This is a genomic window from Spirillospora sp. CA-294931 (assembly GCF_050946795.1).
Lineage (GTDB): Bacteria > Actinomycetota > Actinomycetes > Streptosporangiales > Streptosporangiaceae > Spirillospora.
Genome location: NZ_CP192006.1, coordinates 669,783 through 692,404 on the forward strand (window position 1 = coordinate 669,783; position 22,622 = coordinate 692,404).

General features: G+C 73.4%; 21 protein-coding genes. 14 read left to right on the top strand and 7 right to left on the bottom strand.

Going from position 1 to position 22,622, the window contains the following annotated elements:
• Positions 1-33 precede the first annotated feature (33 nt).
• A complete protein-coding gene (locus ACQPY4_RS03155; RefSeq protein ID WP_433332194.1) occupies positions 34-3,159 on the top strand; it encodes a BTAD domain-containing putative transcriptional regulator in 3,126 nt (1,041 codons plus the stop codon).
• Here ACQPY4_RS03155 and ACQPY4_RS03160 read toward each other — a convergent pair.
• Positions 3,097-3,699: a LysE family translocator gene (locus tag ACQPY4_RS03160; RefSeq protein WP_433332196.1), complete on the bottom strand. Its 603-nt coding sequence runs from the start codon at positions 3,697-3,699 to the stop codon at positions 3,097-3,099. The two genes, ACQPY4_RS03155 and ACQPY4_RS03160, sit on opposite strands and share 63 nt — an antisense overlap.
• A gap of 70 nt (positions 3,700-3,769) precedes the next feature.
• Here ACQPY4_RS03160 and ACQPY4_RS03165 point away from each other — a divergent pair, with 70 nt between their 5' ends.
• Genes ACQPY4_RS03165 through ACQPY4_RS03185 form a run of 5 tightly spaced genes read left to right on the top strand, consistent with a single transcriptional unit; the run spans position 3,770 to position 7,351 of the window.
• The gene (locus ACQPY4_RS03165) at positions 3,770-4,681 is read left to right on the top strand and encodes a LysR family transcriptional regulator (protein ID WP_433332198.1); all 912 of its coding nucleotides are present in this window, start codon (positions 3,770-3,772) and stop codon (positions 4,679-4,681) included.
• Positions 4,682-4,715: 34 nt separating this feature from the next.
• On the top strand, positions 4,716-4,913 hold the full coding sequence (locus tag ACQPY4_RS03170; RefSeq protein ID WP_433332200.1) for a hypothetical protein: 198 nt from the start codon (positions 4,716-4,718) through the stop codon (positions 4,911-4,913).
• Positions 4,910-6,106 carry a type III PLP-dependent enzyme gene (locus tag ACQPY4_RS03175; protein WP_433332202.1) on the top strand — a complete coding sequence of 399 codons (1,197 nt, stop codon included), beginning with the start codon at positions 4,910-4,912 and terminating at the stop codon, positions 6,104-6,106. Before ACQPY4_RS03170 ends, ACQPY4_RS03175 begins: the two co-directional genes overlap by 4 nt.
• Positions 6,103-6,477 carry an adenosylmethionine decarboxylase gene (gene speD, locus ACQPY4_RS03180; protein ID WP_433332204.1) on the top strand — a complete coding sequence of 125 codons (375 nt, stop codon included), beginning with the start codon at positions 6,103-6,105 and terminating at the stop codon, positions 6,475-6,477. Before ACQPY4_RS03175 ends, speD begins: the two co-directional genes overlap by 4 nt.
• Positions 6,478-6,487: 10 nt before the next feature.
• Positions 6,488-7,351: a spermidine synthase gene (locus ACQPY4_RS03185; RefSeq protein ID WP_433332206.1), complete on the top strand. Its 864-nt coding sequence runs from the start codon at positions 6,488-6,490 to the stop codon at positions 7,349-7,351.
• 234 nt (positions 7,352-7,585) lie between these two features.
• On the opposite strand, the gene ACQPY4_RS03190 is transcribed toward ACQPY4_RS03185, so the two are convergent.
• Positions 7,586-8,035 (bottom strand): Lrp/AsnC family transcriptional regulator, encoded by a 450-nt coding sequence (locus ACQPY4_RS03190; protein WP_433332208.1) that lies wholly within the window; start codon positions 8,033-8,035, stop codon positions 7,586-7,588.
• Positions 8,036-8,188: 153 nt separating this feature from the next.
• Between ACQPY4_RS03190 and pdhA the strand changes: the two genes are divergently transcribed.
• The 4 genes from pdhA (at position 8,189) to ACQPY4_RS03210 (ending at position 13,382) form a co-directional block, all read left to right on the top strand.
• Entirely contained in the window at positions 8,189-9,301 is a 1,113-nt protein-coding gene (gene pdhA / locus ACQPY4_RS03195; protein WP_433332210.1) for a pyruvate dehydrogenase (acetyl-transferring) E1 component subunit alpha, read from the top strand.
• A gap of 11 nt (positions 9,302-9,312) precedes the next feature.
• A complete protein-coding gene (locus tag ACQPY4_RS03200) occupies positions 9,313-10,314 on the top strand; it encodes an alpha-ketoacid dehydrogenase subunit beta (RefSeq protein ID WP_433338782.1) in 1,002 nt (333 codons plus the stop codon).
• Positions 10,311-11,714, top strand: a complete 1,404-nt coding sequence (locus tag ACQPY4_RS03205) for a dihydrolipoamide acetyltransferase family protein (RefSeq protein ID WP_433332212.1) — start codon at positions 10,311-10,313, stop codon at positions 11,712-11,714. The genes ACQPY4_RS03200 and ACQPY4_RS03205 overlap by 4 nt, the downstream gene beginning before the upstream one ends.
• Positions 11,715-11,840: 126 nt before the next feature.
• The gene (locus tag ACQPY4_RS03210; RefSeq protein WP_433332214.1) at positions 11,841-13,382 is read left to right on the top strand and encodes a penicillin-binding transpeptidase domain-containing protein; all 1,542 of its coding nucleotides are present in this window, start codon (positions 11,841-11,843) and stop codon (positions 13,380-13,382) included.
• A gap of 126 nt (positions 13,383-13,508) precedes the next feature.
• Here ACQPY4_RS03210 and ACQPY4_RS03215 read toward each other — a convergent pair whose 3' ends face one another.
• From ACQPY4_RS03215 to ACQPY4_RS03230, 4 genes are all read right to left on the bottom strand, one after another.
• On the bottom strand, positions 13,509-14,918 hold the full coding sequence (locus ACQPY4_RS03215) for an aminopeptidase P family protein (RefSeq protein ID WP_433332216.1): 1,410 nt from the start codon (positions 14,916-14,918) through the stop codon (positions 13,509-13,511).
• A 77-nt stretch (positions 14,919-14,995) separates the two neighbouring features.
• On the bottom strand, positions 14,996-15,916 hold the full coding sequence (locus ACQPY4_RS03220) for a proline dehydrogenase family protein (protein ID WP_433332218.1): 921 nt from the start codon (positions 15,914-15,916) through the stop codon (positions 14,996-14,998).
• A 64-nt stretch (positions 15,917-15,980) separates the two neighbouring features.
• A complete protein-coding gene (locus ACQPY4_RS03225) occupies positions 15,981-16,940 on the bottom strand; it encodes a LysR family transcriptional regulator (protein WP_433332220.1) in 960 nt (319 codons plus the stop codon).
• A 46-nt stretch (positions 16,941-16,986) separates the two neighbouring features.
• A complete protein-coding gene (locus ACQPY4_RS03230; protein ID WP_433332222.1) occupies positions 16,987-17,454 on the bottom strand; it encodes an Lrp/AsnC family transcriptional regulator in 468 nt (155 codons plus the stop codon).
• 59 nt (positions 17,455-17,513) lie between these two features.
• On the opposite strand from ACQPY4_RS03230, the gene ACQPY4_RS03235 reads away from it, so the two are divergent.
• From ACQPY4_RS03235 to ACQPY4_RS03245, 3 genes are all read left to right on the top strand, one after another.
• Positions 17,514-18,671, top strand: a complete 1,158-nt coding sequence (locus tag ACQPY4_RS03235) for a trans-sulfuration enzyme family protein (RefSeq protein WP_433332224.1) — start codon at positions 17,514-17,516, stop codon at positions 18,669-18,671.
• A gap of 149 nt (positions 18,672-18,820) precedes the next feature.
• Positions 18,821-19,609: a S1 family peptidase gene (locus tag ACQPY4_RS03240; RefSeq protein WP_433332226.1), complete on the top strand. Its 789-nt coding sequence runs from the start codon at positions 18,821-18,823 to the stop codon at positions 19,607-19,609.
• 147 nt (positions 19,610-19,756) lie between these two features.
• Positions 19,757-20,539 carry a DUF72 domain-containing protein gene (locus tag ACQPY4_RS03245; protein WP_433332228.1) on the top strand — a complete coding sequence of 261 codons (783 nt, stop codon included), beginning with the start codon at positions 19,757-19,759 and terminating at the stop codon, positions 20,537-20,539.
• An 8-nt stretch (positions 20,540-20,547) separates the two neighbouring features.
• Here ACQPY4_RS03245 and ACQPY4_RS03250 read toward each other — a convergent pair whose 3' ends face one another.
• Positions 20,548-21,114: a helix-turn-helix domain-containing protein gene (locus ACQPY4_RS03250; protein ID WP_433332230.1), complete on the bottom strand. Its 567-nt coding sequence runs from the start codon at positions 21,112-21,114 to the stop codon at positions 20,548-20,550.
• A gap of 87 nt (positions 21,115-21,201) precedes the next feature.
• Here ACQPY4_RS03250 and ACQPY4_RS03255 point away from each other — a divergent pair, with 87 nt between their 5' ends.
• Positions 21,202-22,620 carry an aminopeptidase P family protein gene (locus ACQPY4_RS03255; RefSeq protein WP_433332232.1) on the top strand — a complete coding sequence of 473 codons (1,419 nt, stop codon included), beginning with the start codon at positions 21,202-21,204 and terminating at the stop codon, positions 22,618-22,620.
• The last annotated feature ends 2 nt before the right edge of the window (positions 22,621-22,622 follow it).

Below are 22,622 nucleotides of genomic sequence, written 5' to 3' on the forward strand. Positions count from 1 at the left end.
GGTCCGCTTTCGCGTCGTCGATAACCTGCCGGTATGCGTTTCGGGGTGCTGGGGCCGCTGGCGGTGTGGGCGGCCGACGGGCGTCCGGCGCCGATCCCGGAGCTGAAGGTCAGGGCGCTGCTGGCCGACCTGCTCGCGCATGAGGGACGTCCCGTCTCGTCCGACCGGCTGATCGACGACCTGTGGGGCGAGCGGCTGCCGCGCAACCCGATCGGCACGCTGCACACCCGGGTGTCACAGCTGCGCCGTGCCTTGGACGCCGCCGAGCCCGGCGCCCGCGAGCTGGTCGTCTCGCAGCCGCCCGGCTACCTGCTCCGCCTGGACGGTGACGCGCTCGACGCCGCCCGGTTCCGCGCGCTGGTCGCGCGGGCCCGGGCGGCCACCGGCGCGCGCGAGCGCTCCGCGCTGCTGGGCCGGGCGCTGGCGCTGTGGCGCGGCGCGGCCTACGCCGACTTCGCCGACGCGGAGTTCGCCCGTCCCGCCGCCGCGCGGCTCGAAGAGGAGCGGCTGGTCGCGCTGGAGGAGCACGCCGAGGCCCGGCTCGACCTGGGCGAGCACGGCGAGCTGGCGGGCGAGCTGGCCGACCTGGTCGGACGCCATCCGCTGCGGGAACGGCTGCGCGCCGCGCACCTGCGCGCTCTCTACCGGGCCGGACGCCAGAACGACGCGCTGGCGGGCTACGCCGAGCTGCGCGAGCGCCTGGCCGAGGAGCTCGGGCTTGACCCGGGCCCGCAGATCACGGCGCTGCACCGGGCGATCCTCCGGCACGACCCGTCGCTGGCCCCCGTCCGCCGGGGCGGCAACCTGCCCGCCCCGGTGACCGAGCTGATCGGGCGCGCCGACGCGGTGACCCGGGTCCGCGCGCTCCTGAAGGAGGGGCGCCTGGTCACGCTCACCGGACCGGGCGGGGTGGGCAAGACCCGGCTCGCCGTGGAGGCCGGACGCGAGCACGGCGGCGCCTGGCTGGTCGAGCTGGCCGGGCTCGACCGGGCGTCGTCCGGCGCCGCGCCGGACGCGGTGGCCGGCGTCGTGGCCGCGGTCCTGGACCTCCGCGACGACGACGCCCCGGGACCCCCGCCCCTCGACCGGCTCGCCGGGGCGCTGCGCGGCCGCGACACGCTGCTCGTCCTCGACAACTGCGAGCACGTGATCGAGCCCGTCGCGACCCTCGTGTCGGCGCTGCTGGCGGACGTCCCCGGCCTCCGCGTCCTCGCGACGAGCCAGGAACCCCTGGGGATCGCCGGGGAACGTCTCTGGGCCGTCCCGCCGCTCGACCTGCCCGAGGGCGACGACGACGCCGCACGCTCCAGCGCCGTGGAGCTCTTCGTGGCCCGGGCCGCCGCGGCGGCGCCCGGCTTCGCGCTCGGCCCCGGCAACGCCGCCGCCGTGGCCGCGATCTGCCGCCGCCTCGACGGGATCCCGCTCGTCCTCGAACTGGCCGCGACCCGGGTGCGCGCCCTCGGCGTCGACGAGCTGGCCGCCCGGCTGGACGACCGCTTCGCCGTCCTGGTGGCGGGACGCCGGGGCGCCCCGGCCCGGCAGCGCACGCTCCGCGCGATGATCGACTGGAGCTGGGAGCCGCTGCCCGAGCCCGAGCGCGTCCTGCTGCGCCGCCTGGCCGTCCACGCCGACGGGTTCGCGCTGGACGCCGCCGAGGCGATGGGGACCGGCGTCCTTGACTCGCTGGCCCGGCTGGTCGACCGGTCGCTGGTGACGGTGGCCGACGGCGGTGCCCGCTACAGCCTGCTGGAGTCCGTCCGGGCCTATGGCCTGGAGCGCCTGCGCGAGGCGGGCGAGGAGGACGAGATCCGCCGCCGCCACCTCGCGCACTACACGGCCCTCGCCGAGCGCGCCGACCTGCGGGGCCCCGGCCAGCGCGGCTGGCTGGAGCGTCTCGACCGCGAGTGGGCCAACCTCCGCACCGCCCTCGACACGGCGGCGCGCCTGGGCGAGGCCGCCACCGCGCACCGCCTGGCCAGGGCGCTGACCTGGTACTGGTTCCTGCGCGGCCGGCTGGCCGAGGGCCTCCGCTCGCTCGACCTGGTGCTGGCGATGCGCGACGACCCCGAGACCGCCGTCTGGCGGGCCGGGCTGGCGCTGCTGGTCAGCGACGGCGCCGAGCGGGGCGTCGCGGCGTCCCCCGAGGCGATCGGCGACCCGGCCGCCCGCGCGCGGGCCCGCTGGTTCACCGGCTACGCCCTGCGGGGCTTCGCCGACCTGGCCGTCACCGCCGAGATCCTCTCCACCGCGCTGGCGGAGTTCCGCGCGCTGGACGACCGGTGGGGCGTCGCCGCCGCGCTCGGCGTCCGCGCCACCATCGCCCGGGCCCGGGGCGAGCTGGACGCCGCCGCCCGCGACGCCCGCGAGAGCGCGACGATCTTCGGCTCGCTGGGCGACGGCTGGGGACGGCTCAAGGCCACCAACACCCTCGCCGAGCTGGCCGAGATCGCGGGCGACTACACCGAGGCCGCCCGCCTGCACCGCGAGGGCCTGCGCATGGCCGAGGACCTCTCGCTCTGGGGCGAGGCGTCCTTCCGCCTTTCGGGCCTCGGCCGCATCGCCCTCCTCCGGGGCGACCACGCCGAGGCCGACGCGTTCCACCGCCGCGCGATGCGGACGGCCGCCGACCAGTCCAACCGGGTCGCCGAGCACTTCGCCGAGGTCGGGCTGGCCCTGAGCGCCCGCCGCCAGGGCCGCTTCGCCGAGGTCGAGACCCATCTGGCCAAATGGGTCGACTGGCTGCGCGGGGTGGACGGCGAACCGGGCCTCGCGCTCGTCCGGGCCGAACTCGGCTTCGCCGCCGAGCAGCGCGGTGACGCCGCGGCCGCCCTGCGCCACCATCGCGCGAGCCTGGCGTCCGCCCGCGCGATCGGCGATCCCCGGGCCGTCGCCCTCGCCCTGGAGGGCCTGGCGGGAGCCCACGCCCTGGACGGTGACCCCGTCCGCGCCGCCCGCCTCCTGGGACGGGCCGCGTCCCTGCGCGACTCAGTCGGCGCCCCGCTTCCCGAAGCCGAACGCGGCGACGTCACCCGCATCACCGCCGCCCTCCGGACCGTCCTCGGCGACGAGAAGTTCGAGACCGAGCACGCGCACGGCTCACAGCCCGGCGGCGACGCTGACACCGAGGAGGACCAGCACGCACCCGGTCGTGACGCGTAGCCATCGATGCACCGACGGACGCGACACCAGTGCGCGCCCCCGATGCACCGCCCACGTGAACAGCAGATACCAGGACGCCGTCACCAGCGCCCACACCACGCCCAGCGCCAGCCCCGACAGCAGCACCGGCCCGCCGTCCGCCACGAACCGCGGCAGCACCGAGACCGCGAACACCCCGGCCTTGGGGTTCCCGAGGTTGGTGGCCAGCCCCGCCCCGTAGCCTCCGACCAGCCCGCCGGGCCGCTCGCCCTCGCCACCGGGGGCCGCCACCAGCGTGATCACGCCCAGCACGACCAGCACGGCACCGCCCGCCACCCGGACGGCCGCGAAGGCGGCGGGGTTGGCCAGCAGGACGGCCGACAGCCCCGCCGAGGCCGCCGCCGACCAGATCAGCAGCCCGGTCGCCACCCCCGCGATCGCGGCCCTGGCCGTCCGGAGCCCGCCCGCCACGGTCTGCCGGACCATGAGCGCCTGCCCGGCGCCGGGCAGCATCGCCAGCAGCCAGGTGGTCAGGATGAAAAGCGGCAATTGGGTCGGCACGCCTCCACGCTGCCCGAAGAACGATCTACAGAGAAGTTAAAGATCATCGGATCAGCATTAAGCTTTCTGAATGGACCCGGGTCAGCTGCGCCTGCTCGCGCTGATCGAGCGTCACGGTTCGCTCTCCTCGGCGGCGCGGGCGCTCGGTCTCACCCCGGCCGCCGTGACGCAGCAGGTCGCCAGGGCCGAACGCGACGCCGGAGCCCCGCTCGTCCGGCGCGGCCCCCGAGGCGCGACCCTCACCGCCGCCGGAGCCCTCCTGGCCGCGCACGGCCGGATCATCGACGAGCAGTCGGCCCGCGCGGACGGCGGCCTGGCCGCGCTGCTGGGTCGCCTCTCGCTGCGGTTGCGCATCGGGGCCTTCCAGGCGGCGGCCCTGCACCTGCTGCCGCCCGCCCTCACGGCGCTGCGGCACCGCCACCCGGACGCCGACCTCTCGGTCATGGACGTGGCGTCCGAGCACGGCGTCGACGAGGTCGCCTCCGGCCGGCTCGACATGGCCGTGATCGCGTCCTGGGGAGCCCCGATCGTCGCGCCGCCCCACGTCGCGGTGCGCGAACTGCTGCTCGACCCGCTGGTGGTCGTGCTGCCCGACGACCATCCCCGGGCACGGGACGCGGCCGTCCGCCTGGAACACCTCCGCGACGAGGCCTGGGTCACGATCCTGGCCGGGCACGCCGCCCGCACCCAGTTCGACCGCGCGGCCTCCGAGGCTGGCTTCACGCCCCGGATCCGCTTCCAGACCCAGTCCTACGACGTGGCCCAGGCCCTCGTGGGGACGGGCTTCGGCGTCGCCCTGGTCTCGCGCCTGGCCCTCACCCACGTCCCGGGAACGACCCACCGCGAACTCGCCCGGCCCGTCCTGTACCGGCGTGTGCACGCCGTGACGCCGTCCGACGCCACCGCCACCCCGCTGGTGGGCGCCTTCCTCGGGCTGCTCGGCGAGGTGGCCCGCGAGACCAGTGACGCCTGGCGGCACTAGTAGCATCCTGGGGCATTCGCGAAGGAGGTGCCCGTTGCGCTGGTCGCTGTTCTCGACAGGGTGGATCACCCTGCTCGTGGCCGTCGCCGCGTTCGGCGGGCTGGCCCTGAGCGGGGCCGGGACAGGCCTGGTGCTCCTCTGGGGAGCCTGGGCGCCCTTCCCGTTGATCATCGGCCAGGCGCGGACCAGCGCTTCCGAAAGAGCCGGGAACACCGTCGGGGTCGGGACGTGACGCCCGTTCCGATCGACCCGGCGGCCGGGCCCCGCCTGGACGCGGCGGTGGCGCGGGTCCGCGCCTTCCTGGAACGTGCCGACGTGCCTTCGCCCTGCCTTGTCATCGACCTGGAGACCGTCCGCGAGCGGTATCTGGAATTGGCGGACGCGTTTCCCCAGGGGCGTCTCTACTACGCGGTCAAAGCCAATCCCGCGCGTGAGGTCGTCCGGCTCCTGGCCGGGCTGGGGGCCCGTTTCGACGTCGCCAGCCTGCCGGAGATCGAGCTGTGCCTGAGCGAGGGCGCCCGGGCGGACGACCTTTCCTACGGGAACACCATCAAGAAGGCTTCCGACATCGCCCGCGCCTTCGAGCTGGGCGTCCGCCTCTTCACGACCGACAGCCACGGGGACCTGGAGAAGCTGGCCGCGCACGCCCCGGGTTCCTCGGTGTTCTGCCGGGTGCTGCTGGAGGACACCGGGTCGCTGACGCCGTTCGGACGCAAGTTCGGATGCTCCCCGGAAATGGCCGCCGAGATCCTCGTGCGCGCCGTGGACCTGGGGCTGGTCCCGGCCGGGGTCGCCTTCCATGTGGGGTCGCAGCAGCTCGATCCGGCGGCCTGGGACGCGGGCGTCACCGCCGCCGCGACCATCGCCGCCGAGCTGGCGCCGCGCGGGATCGAGCTGCCCCTGATCAATGTGGGCGGCGGCCTCCCGGGCAGCTATGTGGATCCCGCGCCCCCGCTCGGCGACTTCGCCAAGGCGATCGACGCGTCGCTGGGACGCCGCTTCGGCGGCGCCCCGCCCGCCGTGGTGCTGGAGCCCGGCCGGTTCGTCGTCGCCGACGCGGGCGTGCTGCGCTCGGAGGTCGTCCTGGTCTCCCGCAAGTCGGCCGGGGACGAGCACCGCTGGGTCTACCTGGACGTGGGCCGCTACAACGGGCTCGCCGAGACCGAGAACGAGTACATCGCCTACCTGCTGAGCACGCCAGACCGGCAGGGGGAGGCCGGGCCCTGCGTCCTGGCCGGGCCGACCTGCGACGGCGACGACGTCCTCTACCAGCGGCACCGGTACGAACTGCCGCTGGATCTCGCCCCGGGCGACCGGCTCGACTTCCTGAGCGCGGGCGCCTACACGGCCAGCTACTCGTCCGTGGCGTTCAACGGCTTCGCCCCGTTGCCCACGTTCTGCGTCCGGGGGGCGGAGGGGAAGTGACGAAGGACGCCGTGCCCGCCGTCGGATCGTTCTCCGGACGGCATGTCCTGGCCGAGATGGAGGGGATCGCCGCCTCCCTGCTCGACGACGAGGTCCGCCTGCGGGAGATCCTCGGGACGTCGCTGAAACGGGCCGGGGCGACGGTCCTGGAGCTGACCTCGCGACGGTTCGTCCCGCACGGGGTGACGGTGCTGGCGCTGCTGTCGGAGTCCCACGCGTCCGTGCACACCTATCCCGAGATCGGTTCGGTGTTCGTCGACGTCTTCACCTGCGGCCACCGGGCCGACCCCGAACGGGCCATCGCGCTGATGGCCGAGGAAATGGGGACCGACCGGGTGCTGACCCGGTCGGTCCGCCGAGGCCATGACTGAGGTGAGCCGAATGCCCTCTCCCGCGTCCATCTCCGAGCCGGTCGGCGCGGGGCTCACCCGCGTCTGGGAGCTGGAGGAGGTCCTCTGGGACGGCCGGACGGCCTACCAGCACGTGGTGATCGCCCGGACGGCGCAGGGCGTCGCGCTCTTCTGCGACGACGACCGGCAGAGCACCGAGCTGAGCCAGCTCGTCTACCACGAGGCCCTGCTGGTCCCGGCCCTGCTGCTGGCCGACCGGGTCCGGTCGGTGCTGGTGGTCGGGTCGAGCGAGGGCGTGGTCTGCCAGATCGCGGTCGCGGCGGGCGCCGAGCGCGTCGACCACGTGGACATCGACGCCGAGGCCGTCCGGCTGTGCGCCGAGCACCTGCCCTACGGCTACGAGCCGGATGAGCTGGAGCGCGCCGAGGAGGGGGCCGGCCCCGTGCGCGTCCACTACGCCGACGGCTGGCAGTTCCTGGTCGACGCCGTCGCGGGGGAGGAGCGCTACGACATCGTCCTGGTGGACCTGCCCGACGAGCGCGCGGACGAGGACGTCCAGCACAACCGGCTGTACGGCACCGAGTTCCTCGCCATGTGCAAGGCCGTGCTGGCCCCCGGGGGCGTCGTCGCCGCCCAGGCCGGATGCCAGACGCTCTGGCGCAACCGAACGCTGCGAACCTCGTGGCGACGCTTCAACGCGACCTTCGAGACGACCGTCTACTTCGGCTCCGACGAGCACGAATGGGCCTACCTGTTCGGCCGGGCCGACCCGGTGTCCGACCCGGTCACCGCGATGACCGCTCGGCTCGCGGAGTGCCCCTACCGCCCGGCCAGCATCGACGCGCCCACACTCGCGGGCAACACCGTCCCCCCATACAGCCTCCGCCACGACTAGGTCAGTGTGGGTGGCGCCGCGGGCGGTCGGCCTCCGCGACGACTAGCTCAGTGTGGGTGGCGCCGCGGGCGGTCGGCCTCCGCCACGACTAGCTCAGCGCGGACGGCGCCGCCCGGCCGTCGGCCTCCGCCGCGACCGGCTCAGTGTGGGTGGCGCCGCCGGGCGGTCGGCCTCCGCCGCGACCGGCTCAGTGTGGATGGCGCCGCCCGGCGGTCGGCCTCCGCGACGACTAGGTCAGCGTGGGTGGTTGCGGCCTGCGGCCTCCTCGAACACCAGCCAGGTGCGGGTCGTGCGGACGCCGTCGACGGCGTGGATCCGGGCCAGGACGATGTCGCGCAGCGTGACGTTGTCGGGCGTGCGGACCATCATCACCAGGTCCACGTCGCCCCCCACGAACGCCATGTGCTGGATGTAGGGGACGTCCCGCAGCCGCTCGGAGACCTCACGCCAGGCCGACTGGTCGATGGAGACCAGGACGTACGCCGTGGTGCCCAGCCCCGCGCGGACAGGGTCGACGCGGGCGGTGAAGCCGGTGATGACGCCCTCGGCGACCAGGCGCTCGACCCGGGCGTAGACGTTGGAGCGCGAGACGTTGACGCGCTCGGCCAGCGTGCGCATGGACATGCGCCCGTCGGCGCCCAGCTCGCGCAGGATCGCGCGGTCGATGTCGTCGAGCTCCGCCATGTGTCCTGCGGGATCGGAGGGTTGGGCCCCGGGAAACGATGAATGGTCCATGAATGCCCCTCCCTGTGGCCGTCTGTCTTGATTCTAGGCCGGGCCTTGAGACGTATGGCCTGTTCAGGCCATATTTTCAACCAGGTCGAACGGGGAGGTCCAATGGCGGATCGACGGCAATTCGGAGCGGCGGAGGCGCTGCTGCCCTCAGCGAGCCCCGTGCGTTTCCTTACCGATGGCGGTGCCCCGGCGCGCCGCCGTCCCGACTACCCCGAGCCGAGCCCGGACGTCCTGCGCCAGGCCTACCGGCACATGGTGGTGGGACGGCGGTTCGACGCCCAGGCCACCGCGCTGACCAAGCAGGGACGCCTGGCGGTCTACCCCTCAAGCCACGGCCAGGAGGCCTGCCAGGTCGCCCCCGCGCTCGTGCTCGACGAGGGTGACTGGATGTTCCCCACCTACCGCGAGTCGGTCGCGCTGGTCACGCGCGGCATCGACCCGGTGGAGGTGCTGTCGCTGCTGCGCGGCGACGCCCACTGCGGCTACGACCCGCACCTGCACCACGTCGCGCCGCAGTGCACGCCGCTGGCGACGCAGACCGTCCACGCGGCGGGCCTGGCCCATGCCGAGCAGCGCAAGCGCAGCGGCAAGATCGCGCTGGCCTTCATCGGGGACGGGGCGACCAGCGAGGGCGACTTCCACGAGGCGCTCAACTTCGCGGCGGTGTTCAAGGCGCCGGTGGTGTTCTTCGTCCAGAACAACCAGTACGCGATCTCCGTCCCCCTTGAACGCCAGAGCGCCGCGCCCGCGCTGGCGTACAAGGGGGTCGGTTACGGTGTCCGCTCCGAGCAGGTGGACGGCAACGACCCGGTCGCGGTGCTGGCGGTGCTGGCGGCGGCGGCCGAGCACGCCCGCTCGGGCGGCGGGCCCTTCCTGATCGAGGCCCACACCTACCGCATCGAGGCCCACACCAACGCCGACGACGCCACCCGATACCGGGTAGCCGCGGAGGCCGACCGGTGGCGCAAACGCGACCCGATCGCCCGGCTGGAGGCGTACCTGCGCCGCCGCGGCCACCTCACCGACGACGACGTCGCCGCGTTCGCGCGCGAGGGCGAGGAGTTCGCGGCCCGGTTGCGCACCGCCATGAACGCCGACCCCGAGACGGCGCCGCTCGGGCTGTTCGACAACGTCTACGACACCCCCACGCCTGTGCTCGTCGAAGAGCGCGCGCAGCTGCGTTCCGAGCTTGAGGCCGAGGAGGCGACGGCGTGAGCACCACCAGCATGGCGCAGGCGCTCAACGCCGCCCTGCGCGACGCCCTGGACACCGACGAGCGCGTCCTGGTGTTCGGCGAGGACGTCGGACCGCTCGGCGGCGTGTTCCGGATCACCGACGGGCTGACCGCCAAGTTCGGCGAGGACCGCTGCTTCGACACGCCGCTGGCCGAGGCCGGGATCGTCGGCTTCGCGGTCGGGATGGCGATGGGCGGGTTCCGTCCCGTGGTCGAGTTGCAGTTCGACGCGTTCGCCTACCCGGCGTTCGAGCAGATCGCGTCCCATGTCGCCAAGATGCGCAACCGCACCGGCGGCAAGGTCTCGCTGCCGATGGTCATCCGCATCCCGTACGCGGGCGGCATCGGCGGCGTCGAGCACCACTGCGACTCCAGCGAGGCGTACTACGCCCACACGCCCGGCCTCAAGGTCGTCACGCCCGGCACCGTCGAGGACGCCTACTCTCTGCTGCGCGAGGCGATCGACGACCCGGACCCGGTCATTTTCATGGAGCCCAAGAAGCTGTACTGGTCCAAGGCCGAGGCCGACCTGACGGTGCGCCGCGAGCCGTTCGGCCGCGCGGTGATCCGCCGTCCCGGCAAGGACGGGACGCTGGTCGCCTACGGCCCGACCGTGCCGGTCGCCCTCGACGCCGCCACCGCCGCGGCCGAGGAGGGCTGGGACCTGGAGGTCGTCGACCTGCGGACCATCGTCCCCTTCGACGACGAGACCGTCACCGCCTCGGTGCGCCGCACCGGCCGGTGCGTGGTGGTCAGCGAGGCCCAGGGCTTCGCCGGGGTCGGCGCCGAGATCGCCGCACGCGTCCAGGAGCGGTGCTTCCACAGCCTGCTGGCGCCGGTGCTGCGCGTGACCGGCCTCGACATCCCCTACCCGCCGCCGATCCTGGAGCGGCACCACCTGCCCAACGTCGACCGGATCCTCGACGCGCTCGACCGCACGCAGCGCGACGACGAGCCCGACACCCGCCACCTGCCGGTCGGGGGCGCCGCGTGAACGCCAGCGGAGCCGAGCACGTCTTCCTGCTGCCCGACCTTGGCGAGGGACTGACCGAGGTCGAGATCCTCGAATGGCGGGTGGCGGTCGGCGACGTCGTCACCGTCGACCAGGTCGTGGTCGAGGTCGAGACCGCCAAGGCCGCCGTGGACGTCCCCGTCCCGATCGCCGGGACGGTCGTCCGGCTGCACGGCGCGCCCGGCGAGGTCGTGTCGGTGGGCGAGCCGCTCATCGCCGTCGCCCGCCCGGACGAGCAGTACCGCGAGGAGGAGCGGGCCGGGTCCGGCAACGTCCTCATCGGCTACGGGACGGCCGAGGCCCGCCCCTCGCGCCGCCGCCCGTCCCGCAACGGCAAGGCCCCCACCCCATCGCCCGTTTCCACATCAACCGCAACCCCCGCGAGGGCATCAACGTCCGCGCCCCCGGCCGCGGGTGGTGCCGGGGCGCCGGGGCGGGACGAGGTCACGCGAGTGATCTCGCCCGTGGTGCGGCGACTGGCCAAGGACCACGGCATCGACGTGTCCGCGCTCACCCCGAGCGGCCCGGGAGGCGTCGTCCTCCGCCGCGACGTAGAGGCCGCCATAGCCACCATGTCCACCCCGCACGCCGAGGCCGCCACCCGGGCGGAGGCCGCCTCGCGGGCTACGACCGTCCCGCAGGCCGGGGCCGCGCTGCGGGAAGAGGTCGCGCCCGGCGTCGGAGCCGACGGTGTCGAGCGTGTCCCGTTGCGGGGGATGCGCCGGGCCGCCGCTGAGAAGCTGGCGCGCAGTCGACGCGAGATCCCCGATGCGACCACCTGGGTCGACGTGGACGCGACTGCGCTGGCGGAGCTCAAGCGCGAGCTCGCCGAGGCGTCGCCGGACGCGGGCATCGGCCTGCTGGCGCTGTTCGCCCGGATCTGCGTGGCGGGCCTGCGCCGGTATCCCGAGCTCAACGCCTATGTCGACACCGAGCGCGAGGAGATCGTGCGGTTGCCGGGGATCAACCTCGGCTTCGCCGCCCAGACCGAGCGCGGGCTGGTCGTCCCGGTGGTGCGTGACGTCCAGCGGCTCACGCTGGCCGAGCTGGCCGCCGCGCTGCGCGAGCGCACCGAGCAGGCCCGCGACGGCGCGCTCGGGCCCAAGGAGCTCACCGGCGGGACGTTCACGCTCAACAACTACGGCGTCTTCGGCGTGGACGGCTCGACGCCGATCATCAACCATCCCGAGGCGGCGATGCTGGGCGTCGGGCGGGTCTTCGAGCGCCCCTGGGGAGTCGACGGCGAGATCAGGCTGCGGAAGATCACCCAGCTGTCCTTCACCTTCGACCACCGGGTCTGTGACGGCGGGGTGGCGGGCGGGTTCCTGCGCTTCGTCGCCGACTGCGTCGAGCGTCCGGCGGTGCTACTCACCCATCTCTGAGTAGGAACGCCCATGGTCATGGAGCGGGACAAGTAGCTATAAACGTGGCTATCGGGACATTGTCCCGGTGTCGCGACCCGCTGCCCAGGTCAGCACCGGTCGGCCCACACGGGGAAGAGGGTGCTCATGGGAGCGCGTGGTGTCGGATGTCTCGCCGGGACGCTCGTCGTCGTTCTGGCCACGGGATGCGCGGCGGCCTACCTGACGACCCGCGAGGGGGACGGGCCGGAGAAGGTGGCCGCCGACTACTTCGCCGCCTGGCGCAACGGGTCCTTCACCGGTATGGAACGGCTGGTCGAGGACGCCCCGCCCGACTTCGCCGACCAGCACCGCGCCCTGGCGCGCGGGTTGTCGGTCTCCCGCGTCGATCTGCGGCCCGAACCGCTCGTCCGCGACGGGAAGTCCGGGGCGCGCGTCGCCTACGCCGTGAGCCGGGCCGTCGGCGGGCACGGCACGTGGTCGTTCCGCTCGGAGGTGCGGCTGGCCAAGTCCGGCCGCGAGTGGCGCGTCCAGTGGACGCCCGCCACGCTCTACCCGGGGCTGAAGGGCAAGGCGACGTGGGACCTGCGGCGGATCGACGTCCCGGCGGTGACCTTCGCCGCCCGTGACGGCAGGGCCCTGCCCGAGGACGGGACGCTGGAGCCCTACGTCACCGGGCTCGCCGAGCGCATCGGGTCCGACGACGAGGACGGCGCCCCCACCAGCTGGGCCGTGGAGCTCCGGGACGGCGGCGGGCCCGTCCAGCGGCTCAAGCTCCTCGGGCGCGGCGAGGGCAAGCCCGTCCGGACCACCCTCGACCGGCGCGTGCAGGCAGCGGCCGAGAAGGCCGTCGCCGCCGCCCCGGGCCAGGCCGCGATCGTGGCGCTGCGCCCGTCCACCGGCGAGATCCTCGCGGTGGCCGACCGGCTCGGCGGGCGCGGCGCGTTCATCGGCCTCTATCCGCCCGGCTCGACGTTCAAGACCGTGACCGCCGCCGCCCTGGTCGCGGACGGGATGAGCGGCGGCGGCTCGGTGGAGTGCCCCGCCTCGGTCGTCACCGCCCAGCGCACGATCGTCAACCACGACGGCGAGTCGATGGGACGCGCGACGCTGCTGAACGCGTTCGCCGAGTCGTGCAACACCACGTTCGCGCGGCTGAGCGTCGAGCGCCTCAAGGCCGCCAAGCTGGCCGGTGGCGCCCGGTCCTTCGGGTTCGGCGTGCCGATCACGCCGGGCGTACCCGCCGCGCGCGGCTCCTTCCCCGAGCCGGAGAACGGCGCCGAGCTGGCCGAGGCGTCCATCGGGCAGGGACGCGTCCAGGCCAGCCCGCTGGTCATGGCGGTGGTGGCCGGGTCGGTCGCGGACGGCACCTGGCGCCCGCCCCGCCTCGTGGACGCCAAGCTGATCCGCAAGGCGGGCGACCCGGTCGCCGGCACGCGTCCGGTGCCGAGCGCGTCGTCCCTGCGGGCCATGATGCGCGCCGTGGTGGCGAGCGGGACCGCGTCCCGGGCGGGCCTGCCCCCGGGGACCAGCGGCAAGACGGGCACCGCCGAGACGGGTGAAGGCCAGTCCCACGCCTGGTTCATCGGCTACCGAGGCGACCTGGCCTTCTCGGTCTTCGTCCAGCAGGGCGGCTCCGGTCCCAAGGTCGCCGCCCCGCTCGCCGCTCAATTCCTCAAGAGCCTCTGAGCCGACGTGGGGCGGGCCGGCCTTATCTGACGGCGCGCCCGAATGGGCCGACTGCGTCGCGCGTGGCCGCTCCCGGGTGGCGTTTGAGCCCGGGGCCGCCGTCCGCGCGGTTCCCGGTCGGCGGGGTCAGCGTGCGGCGAGCCAGGCCTCCACGTCGGACGGGGCGCTGGGCAGGGCGGCCGACAGGACGCGGGAGCCGTCCGCGGTGACCACGAGGTCGTCCTCGATCCGGATGCCGATGCCGCGCAGCTCCTCGGGGACGGTGAGGTCGTCCGGCTGGAAGTACAGGCCGGGCTCGACCGTCAGGACGTGGCCCTCCTGGAGGCGCGCGCCCCGGTAGGTCTCGGCGCGGGCCTTGCCGCAGTCGTGGACGTCCATGCCGAGCATGTGGCCCGTGGAGTGCAGGGTGAAGCGCCGGTGGACCTGGCTGTCGGGCGCCATGGCCTGCTCCGCGCTTACGGGGAGCAGCCCAAGTCCCTCCAGCCCCTCGCAGATGACCCCCATGGCGGCCTGATGGAAATCCTCGAACCGCGCCCCCGGGCGCACGACGTCGATCGCCGCGCGCTGCGCCCCGTGGACCAGCTCGTACAGCTCGCGCTGGAGCGGGGTGAAGGCGCCCGACACCGGCAGGACGCGGGTGATGTCGGCCGTGTAGAGGGTCTCGACCTCGACACCGGCGTCCAGCAGGATCATCTCGCCCGGCCTTACGGGGCCGGTGTTGCGGGTCCAGTGCAGCACGCACGCGTTCGGGCCGGACGCCGCGATCGTCTGGTAGCCCACGTCGTTGCCCTCGGCGCGGGCGCGGAGGTTGAACACGCCCTCGATCCACCGCTCGCCCCGGGGGTGACCGGCGGCGTCGGCCAGCGCGCGCGCCACGTCGCCGAAGCCGAGCACCGTCGCGTCGACCGCCGACTGGAGCTGCCCGATCTCCCAGGCGTCCTTGACCAGCCGCAGTTCGGCCATCGCGGACTCGAGCTCGGCCTCGGCCGCCGTGCGCGGCTCGGTCAGGGCGTCGACCTCGGCGTCCACACCGCGCAGGACGCGGGTCGTCACGTCCGACTTGAGATGGCCGGCCAGGTCGCGGCGGTGCCGGTGCGGGACGCCCAGCAGGGCCGTGAGGTCGTCCAGGCCGGGACGGCGGCCCGTCCACAGCTCCCCGTAGGTGCGGTCGCGGAAGAACTCGTCGGAGTCGCCGCGGCGGGCCGGGGGCCAGACGAAGACGGCGGCGTCGCCGTCCGGCTCGATGACCAGGACCGCGTCCGGGGTGTCGCCCCCGCACAGGTAGGTGTGCGCGGTGTGCGGGCGGTACTCGTAGTGAGTGTCGTACGAGCGGATGTGCAGCGGCCCAGACGGGACGACGAGCCGCTCCCCGGGGAAGCGGGCGGCCAGGGCCGCACGGCGGCCGGGCGTGTACTGGGCGACGGCCGCGGGGGACAGGTCCACCGGAGTGGGCTCGGCCCACCCGCCGCGGATGAACTCCGAGAGCGCCGCCGGAACGGGCTGGTCGTGGCTCCCGATCTGGGGCTCGCGTGTCATGGTGTTCTCCCCGAGTTGGTGGCCGGACGAGCGCCGCGACGTCGTTGGCGCGGGCTCGTCCGGAATCTGAGGGGCCGCTAGGAGCGCGACCCGAGCGCGCGCAGGAAGAAGGCCAGGTTGGCCGGGCGCTCGGCCAGCCTCCGCATCAGGTAGCCGTACCACTCGCCGCCATACGGGATGTAGACGCGGACGGTGTGGCCCATGGCCGCCAGCCTGCGCTGCTCGTGCGGACGGATCCCGTACAGCATCTGGAACTCGAACGTCCCCGCCGCGCGGCCCTTGGCCAGCGCGATCTCGATCAGCCGGGGGTCGTGGGTGGCGAGCATCGGCCGCCCCTCGCCGCGCATCAGGACGCCCATGCAGCGCACGTACGAGGCGTCGACCTCCTGCTTGGCCTGGTAGGCCACCGAGGCGGGCTCGCGGTAGGCGCCCTTGCACAGCCGGACGCGGCTCCCCGCCCCGGCCAGGTCGCGGCAGTCGCCCTCGGTCCGGCGCAGGTACGACTGCAGGACGGCCCCGGTGCCCGGGAAGTCCGCGCGGAGCGCGCCCAGGATCTCCAGGGTCGAGTCGGTGGTGGTGTGGTCCTCCATGTCGAGCGTGACCGTCGTCCCGGCGGCGTCGGCGGCGGCGCAGATGTCCTGCGCCAGGCCCAGCGCCAGCTTCTCGTCGAACGCCTGCCCCACGGCCGACAGCTTCAGGCTCACCTCGGCGGGCCCGGACAGGCCCGCCTCGCGCAGCGCCTCGAGCAGGCGCAGGTACTCCCCGGCGGTCGCGTGCGCCTCGGCCTCGGCCAGCGTGTCCTCGCCGAGATGGTCGAGCGTGACGGTCAGCCCCGCGTCGACCAGCGCCCGGGTGGCCTCCAGCGCGGCCCGCCCGTCCTCGCCCGCGACGAACCTGCGCACGACCGACCGGCTGACCGGGGCGGCGGCGATGGTCCGCTCCAGCCGGGGCGAGCGGGCGGCGGCGAGGATCGTCGAACGCAGCGGGGAGACACTCATGGCCGAGAGCCTGGTACAGCGCGAGGCCGTCCGGATAATCCCGATTTTCCATAACCCGATGGCGTTATGGATGCTCCGGCGGCCCGTGCCGGCGCAGCCAGTCCTGGAGCACCGGCGCCCGCTCGGTGGCCCGCGCGTGGCACTCGCGGGTGAGCGTCACGAGGTCGTCGGCGTGCCGCGCCATCGGGCCCGCCGGATTCCACGCGACCACGTGCCGCATCCACAGCGGGCTGCCCGCCAGCGGCCTGACCACCGCGTCGCCCCGCTCGGCCAGGCGCGGCTCGCACGTCACCACCGCCCGGCCGGACGAGATCAGCTCGAACCTCAGGTTCCGCTGGGTGATCTGGTAGCGCGTCTTGGGCCGGAACCCGAGCCGCTCGCAGGTCTCGAAGAAGTGCTCGGGCCAGCCCGTCCCGTCCGGCGGGCTCACGACCCACGCCTCCTTCGCCAGGTCGGTCAGCTCCACCTCGTCCCCGGCCGCCGCCGGGTGCGTACGGGGGAGCATCACGAAGACGGGCTCCACCGCCACCACCCGGTACGTCAGCGACGGGCCCGGCACCAGCTCGTGCCCCGGGTAGTCGGCCACCAGGACGCAGTCGAGCCGTCCCGTCGTGACCATGTCGAGCAGCAGCCGGTCGGAGTACTCGGTCGTCACGGTGATCTCCAGGCCGGGGAACAGCTCGTCCAGCCGGTCCGACAGGTCGATCACCACCGACGCCTCGATGCCGCCGAGCCGGACCGAGGACAGCTCGTCCTCGCCCGGCCTGGCGTCCAGGATGGCGTCCACGTTGTCCAGGGCCGCCCGCGCCCGGCTCAGCACGAACTCGCCGAACGGCGTGGGCACGGCGCCGTGCCGGCCGCGGCTGAACACCTCGCCGCCGACCAGCGCCTCGATCCGGTGCAACTGCGCGGTGAGCGCGGGCTGCGAGACCCCCAGCGCCGCCGCCGCCCGCGTCACGCTCCCGGCGTCGGCCACCGCCTTGAGCACCCGCAGATGCCTGAGCTCCAGTCGCACCGCGTCCATCCCCATCGAAGGCAGCAGGTCACAGGCCCCATCGTGGCACGCCGGGCTAGGGAAGCAGGGGGCCGCAGTTCCATTGCTGGAAGATCAGCCGGGTCTCCACCCGCGCGACCTCCCGGTGCGAGGTGAACTCGTCCAGCACCAGGCGCTGGAGATCGGCCGCGCCCGTCACGGCCACGTGCACCAGATAGTCGTCCGGCCCGGTCAGATGGAACAGCGCCAGCGACTCCGGCAGCCCGCGCACCCGCTCGACGAACGGGCCGATCAGATCGCGCCGGTGCGGCCGCACCTGCACCAGCAGCAGGGCCTGGAGCCCGCGCCCGATCTTGGCCGGGTCGATCCGGAGCTCCTCGCCGAGGATCACCCCCGACCGCCGCAGCCGCGCCACCCGATCGAGACAGGTGGACGGGGCGACGCCCACCTCGGCCGCCAGGTCCCGGTACGTCATCCGGGCCTCGTTCTGCAGGAGCCGCAGAATATGGAGGTCGACCGGGTCCAGAGCCACAGAATCGGACATCTGCCGAACATTACCCGGACTTTTCCCCGCCAGACCCGCTCCACGTTCACTATCCAGCCATGCCTCATCTGGACACCCAGGCGGTGCACGCCGGACGCGAAGACCTCGCCGACCTCGGCCTGCACGCGCCGCCGCTCGACCTGTCCACCACTTATCCCTCCCGCGACAGCCGCGCCGAGGCCGCCCGCGTCGACGCGTTCGCCTCCACCGGAGCCCGTCCCGAGGGCCCGCCGGTCTACGCGCGCCTGGACAACCCCACCACCGCCCGGTTCGAGACCGCCCTCGCCGCCCTCGAAGGCACCGACGGCGCGGTCGCCTTCGCCAGCGGGATGGCCGCCCTCACCGCCTGCCTCCAGGTCCGCCTCGCCGCCGGGCTGCGCCACGTCGTCGCCGTCCGCCCCCTCTACGGGTGCAGCGACCACCTCCTGACCTCCGGCCTGCTCGGCACCGAGGTCACCTGGGTCGACCCGGCCGGGATCGCGGACGCGATCCGTCCCGAGACCGGGCTGGTGATCGTCGAGACCCCGGCCAACCCCACCCTCGCCGAGGTCGACCTGCGCGCCGTCGCCTACTCCTGCGGCGAGGTGCCCCTCCTGGTCGACAACACCTTCGCGACCCCCGTATTGCAACGCCCTTCCGAACAGGGGGCGCGGATCGTCCTGCACAGCGCGACCAAGTACCTGGGCGGCCACGGGGACGTCATGGGCGGCGTCGTGGCGTGCGACGAGGACTTCGCCCGCCGCCTGCGCCAGATCCGCTTCACCACCGGCGGCGTCCTGCACCCCCTGGCGGGCTATCTGCTGCTGCGCGGTCTGGCCACGCTGCCCGTCCGCGTCCGCGCCGCCTCGGCCAGCGCCGCCGAACTGGTCGCCCGCCTGCGCGCCGACCCCCGGGTCGGGCGCGTCCACTACCCGAAGATCGGCGGCGCGATGATCGCCTTCGAGGTGCGCGACGACCCGCACGCGGTCATCGCGGGCGTCCGGCTGATCACCCCTGCGGTCAGCCTGGGCAGCGTCGACACCCTGATCCAGCACCCCGCCTCGATCAGCCACCGGATCGTGGCCGAGTCCGACCGCCGCTCGTCCGGCGTCGGCGACCGCCTGCTGCGCATGTCGGTCGGCCTGGAGAACGTCGAGGACCTCTGGAACGATCTCGACCGCGCGCTGGCGATCGACCGGAAAACCTCGAATCTAACCCGGATACCCCGCAAGATCTAGAGGATCTTCCCCACCTTGTAAGCATTTTCTCCAGCACTGACCGGGGTTGTCAGGTTTGTCCATTGCCCCTTCAGGGGCCAGATTTCACCATGGAGCCACACCCATTAGGGCCGGTGTTAACCCCACCCCTCGAAGAGAGGAACACCAAGGTGCCTAAGCACAACACGCTGCGTAAAGCAGCGGCGATCGGCGCGTCCGCAGTGGCCGCGGTCGGCCTGTTCGCCACCACAGCCCAGGCGTCCCCCACTCCCCCCGACCCCGGCATCAAGGTCGTCGGCGGAACCCGCGCCGCCCAGGGCGAGTTCCCGTTCATGGTCCGCCTGTCCATGGGCTGCGGCGGCTCGCTCTACACCAAGGACATCGTCCTGACGGCCGCCCACTGCGTGGGCGCGTCCGGTCCCAACACCAGCATCACCGCCACGGCCGGCGTCGTGGACCTCCAGGACTCCTCGGCCATCAAGGTCAGGTCCACCAAGATCCTGCGCGCGCCCGGCTACAACGGCAGCGGCAAGGACTGGGCGATCATCAAGCTCGCCCGCCCGATCGACCTGCCGACCCTCAAGATCGCCGACACGACCGCCTACAACAACGGCCGCTTCACGGTCGCCGGCTGGGGCGCGGCCCGCGAGGGCGGCGCGCAGCAGCGCTACCTGCTCAAGGCCGAGGTCCCCTTCGTGGACGACGCCACGTGCAAGCGCGCCTACTCCAACCTCATCGCCAACGAAGAGATCTGCGCCGGCTACATGGACACCGGCGGCGTCGACACCTGCCAGGGCGACTCCGGCGGCCCCATGTTCCGCCGCGACAACACCAACGCCTGGATCCAGGTCGGCATCGTCAGCTGGGGCCGCGGCTGCGCGCGTCCCGGCTACCCCGGCGTCTACACCGAGGTCAGCACCTTCGCCGCTGACATCAAGCGCCTTTCCACCGGCTTCTAGCCCCCTCCCACACCCCCCGCCAAACCCAGGGCCGCGCTCCCAAGCGCGGCCCTGGGCCGTTTCGGTAGCGTCGGGTGGGTGCGGCTTCATGTGGGATGTGCGATGTGGACTCACTCGCGGTGGACGGGGCGGTATCTGCCTTCTCCGTTGGCTCCCGGGGAGCGGCTCGCGGCCTACGCGTCGTGGTGCGACGCGGTCGAGGGGAACACGACGTTCTACGCGACGCCGGCGCGGAGCGCGGTCGAGTCGTGGGCGGAGCAGACCCGGCCCGAGTTCCGTTTCGTGGTGAAGCTGCCCAAGACGATCACGCATGAGCGGCGGCTGGCCGGGGCGGAGGAGGAGCTCCGGGGGTTCCTGGACGCGATCGAGCCGCTCGGGCCGAGGGCCCATGCCCTCTGGGTCCAGTTGCCGGGGTCGTTCTCACCGTCGGACGTGGGCGTCCTGTCGGCGTTTCTGCGGCGGCTCCCGGGTGCGTATCGGTACGCGGTCGAAGTCCGGCATCGGGCGTTCTTCGAGGACGCCGACTCCGAACGGCTCCTTGAACGGGTGCTCGGGGAGCTTGATGTCGAGTGGGTCCCCTTTGACACGACGGTCTTCTTCCGGAGCCCGCCGACCAGTGACGCCGAACGGGACGCCTGGACGAAGAAGCCCCGCGTCCCGCGCCGCTCGCGTGCGCTGACGGGGCGTCCGATCGTCCGGTATCTGGGCAGGGACGACACCGGCGTCACGGTCGAGGGCTGGGGCCACTGGGTCGGCGTGGTGTCCGAGTGGCTGCGGGAGGGACGGACGCCGACCGTCTTCGTCCACACCCCCGACAACGCCGACGCGCTGAGCCTGGCCCGCCGGTTCCACGAGGACGTGGCGGCGCGGGTTCCCGGGCTCGCCCCGCTTCCCGAACCGGCGCCGACGAGCCCGCCCACGCTGTTCTGACGTTCGGTTTAGTGAACGCTGCCTACGGCGGGATACTCCAGGAGCAGGACGGACATGACCGGGCCCCCGACCGTCTCGTAGAGGTGCGGGGCCTGGGCGGGGAAGCAGATGTAGTCCCCGGGGCCGAGTTCGTAGGGGGAGTCGGACGGGCCGACCCGGAGCACCCCGGACGTGACGACGACGTGCTCGCGTCCCGGGTGGCCCGGCGAGCGCTGGGTCTGGCCGGGACGCACGCGCTGGTCGTACAGCTCGAATACGCGGTCGTCGACGTCCATCCGGCGCAGCATCCGCAGCTCGACGGCGTGGCCGCCGAGCACGTCGAGCCCCGCGGAGCGCACCAGCAGGACGTCCGGATCGGTCCGCTCGGTCACCAGTGACGACACCGGCACGTCGAGAGCCCTGGAGAGGCTGAACACGGTCTCGATGGTCGGATTGCCCCTGCCGGATTCGAGCTGCGACAGCGTTCCCTTGGCGATGTCCGAGCGGCGCGCCAGCTCGGACAGGGACAGCCCGGCCTCCTCGCGCAGCGCCCGGACGTTGCCGCCCAGCACGCGGGCTGCCTGTCGGCGAACCACCTGATCTCCTCCGAGCGCCCTGGCAGAAGCTTGCAAGCGTTCACTATATTGATCGTGTTGACCGTGGGCCGTCCAAAGGAGCGAAGCGTGCGCTACTCACCTCCGTCCCGGAGAGATCCGAGCAGGCTGCTGGAGGCGACGGGATTCCGCGAGTACATCCGGGACGGCTGGGGCCCCTCCGAGCGGACGGTCCGTCTGGCCCCGGGTGCCGCGGCTGCCGCGGCCGCCCACCGGGCGCGGCTCAGCGCGGCCCTTCCCGGCACCCGTATAGCCGTCGCCTCGGGGCACGCGCCTGTACGGGCCAACGACACCGACTACGACTTCCGTCCGGACAGCGACTTCGCCTGGCTCACCGGCTGCTCCAGCGAAGGCGCCGTCCTGGTCATGCAACCCGTCGCGGGCGGTCACGCGGCGGAACTGTTCCTGCGCACACCGGCCGCACCCGGTGACGCGGACTTCTTCGCCAGCGCGCGCGACGGAGAACTGTGGATCGGCCCGACCCCCGGGCTCGCCGAATGGTCGGACGCCCTCGATCTGCATTGCCGGCCCCTGGAGGAACTGCCCTCGGCACTGCGCGGCGCCATCCCCGCCGTCCTCGCCACGACCGGAATCGACCCCCTCCTGGACGCCGTGGCGTCCGGCGCGCAGGACGGCCACCTGCGCCGCACCCTCGCGGAACTGCGCCGCATCAAGGACGAATGGGAGATCGGCCAGCTCCGCCAGGCGGTCGACGCCACGGCCCTGGCCTTCGCCGACGTCGCCGCCGAACTGCCCACCGCGATCAAGGGCGGTGGCGAGCGCTGGCTGCAGGGCACGTTCGACCGCCGGGCCAGGGCCGAGGGCAACGGCGTCGGCTACGCCTCCATCGTCGCCGCCGGAGACCACGCGCCCGTCCTGCACTGGACGCGCAACAACGGCCCAGTACCACCCGACGCCGTCCTCCTGCTGGACGCCGGAGTCGAACTCGACACCTTCTACACCGCCGACGTAACCCGGACACTCCCGGTCTCGGGCCAATACAGCCCCGCCCAGCGCCAGGTATACGACCTGGTCCTGAAAGCACACCGCGCCGCCCTGGCCGCCGTCCGTCCGGGCAAGCCCTACCGCGACTTCCACGCCGCCTCCATGCGCGTGCTCGCCGAGGGCCTGCACGACTGGGGCGTCCTGCCCGTCTCCCCAGACCAGGCCCTGGAACAGCAGAACCAGCAACACCGCAGATACATCGTCTGCGGCGTGGGCCACTTCCTCGGCCTGGACGTCCACGACTGCGCCCACAGCTCGCCGGAGTCCTACCACGAGGGCACCCTCGAACCCGGCATGGCCCTGGCGGTCGAACCCGGCCTCTACTTCCACTCCAACGACCTGACGGTCCCCCCAGAACTACGCGGCCTGGGCATCCGAATCGAAGACAACGTCGTCGTCACCACGGACGGCATCGACATCCTCTCCTCCGCCCTCCCAACCGAACCGGAGGCCCTGGAAACCTGGGTCCGCACCCACTCCTGACG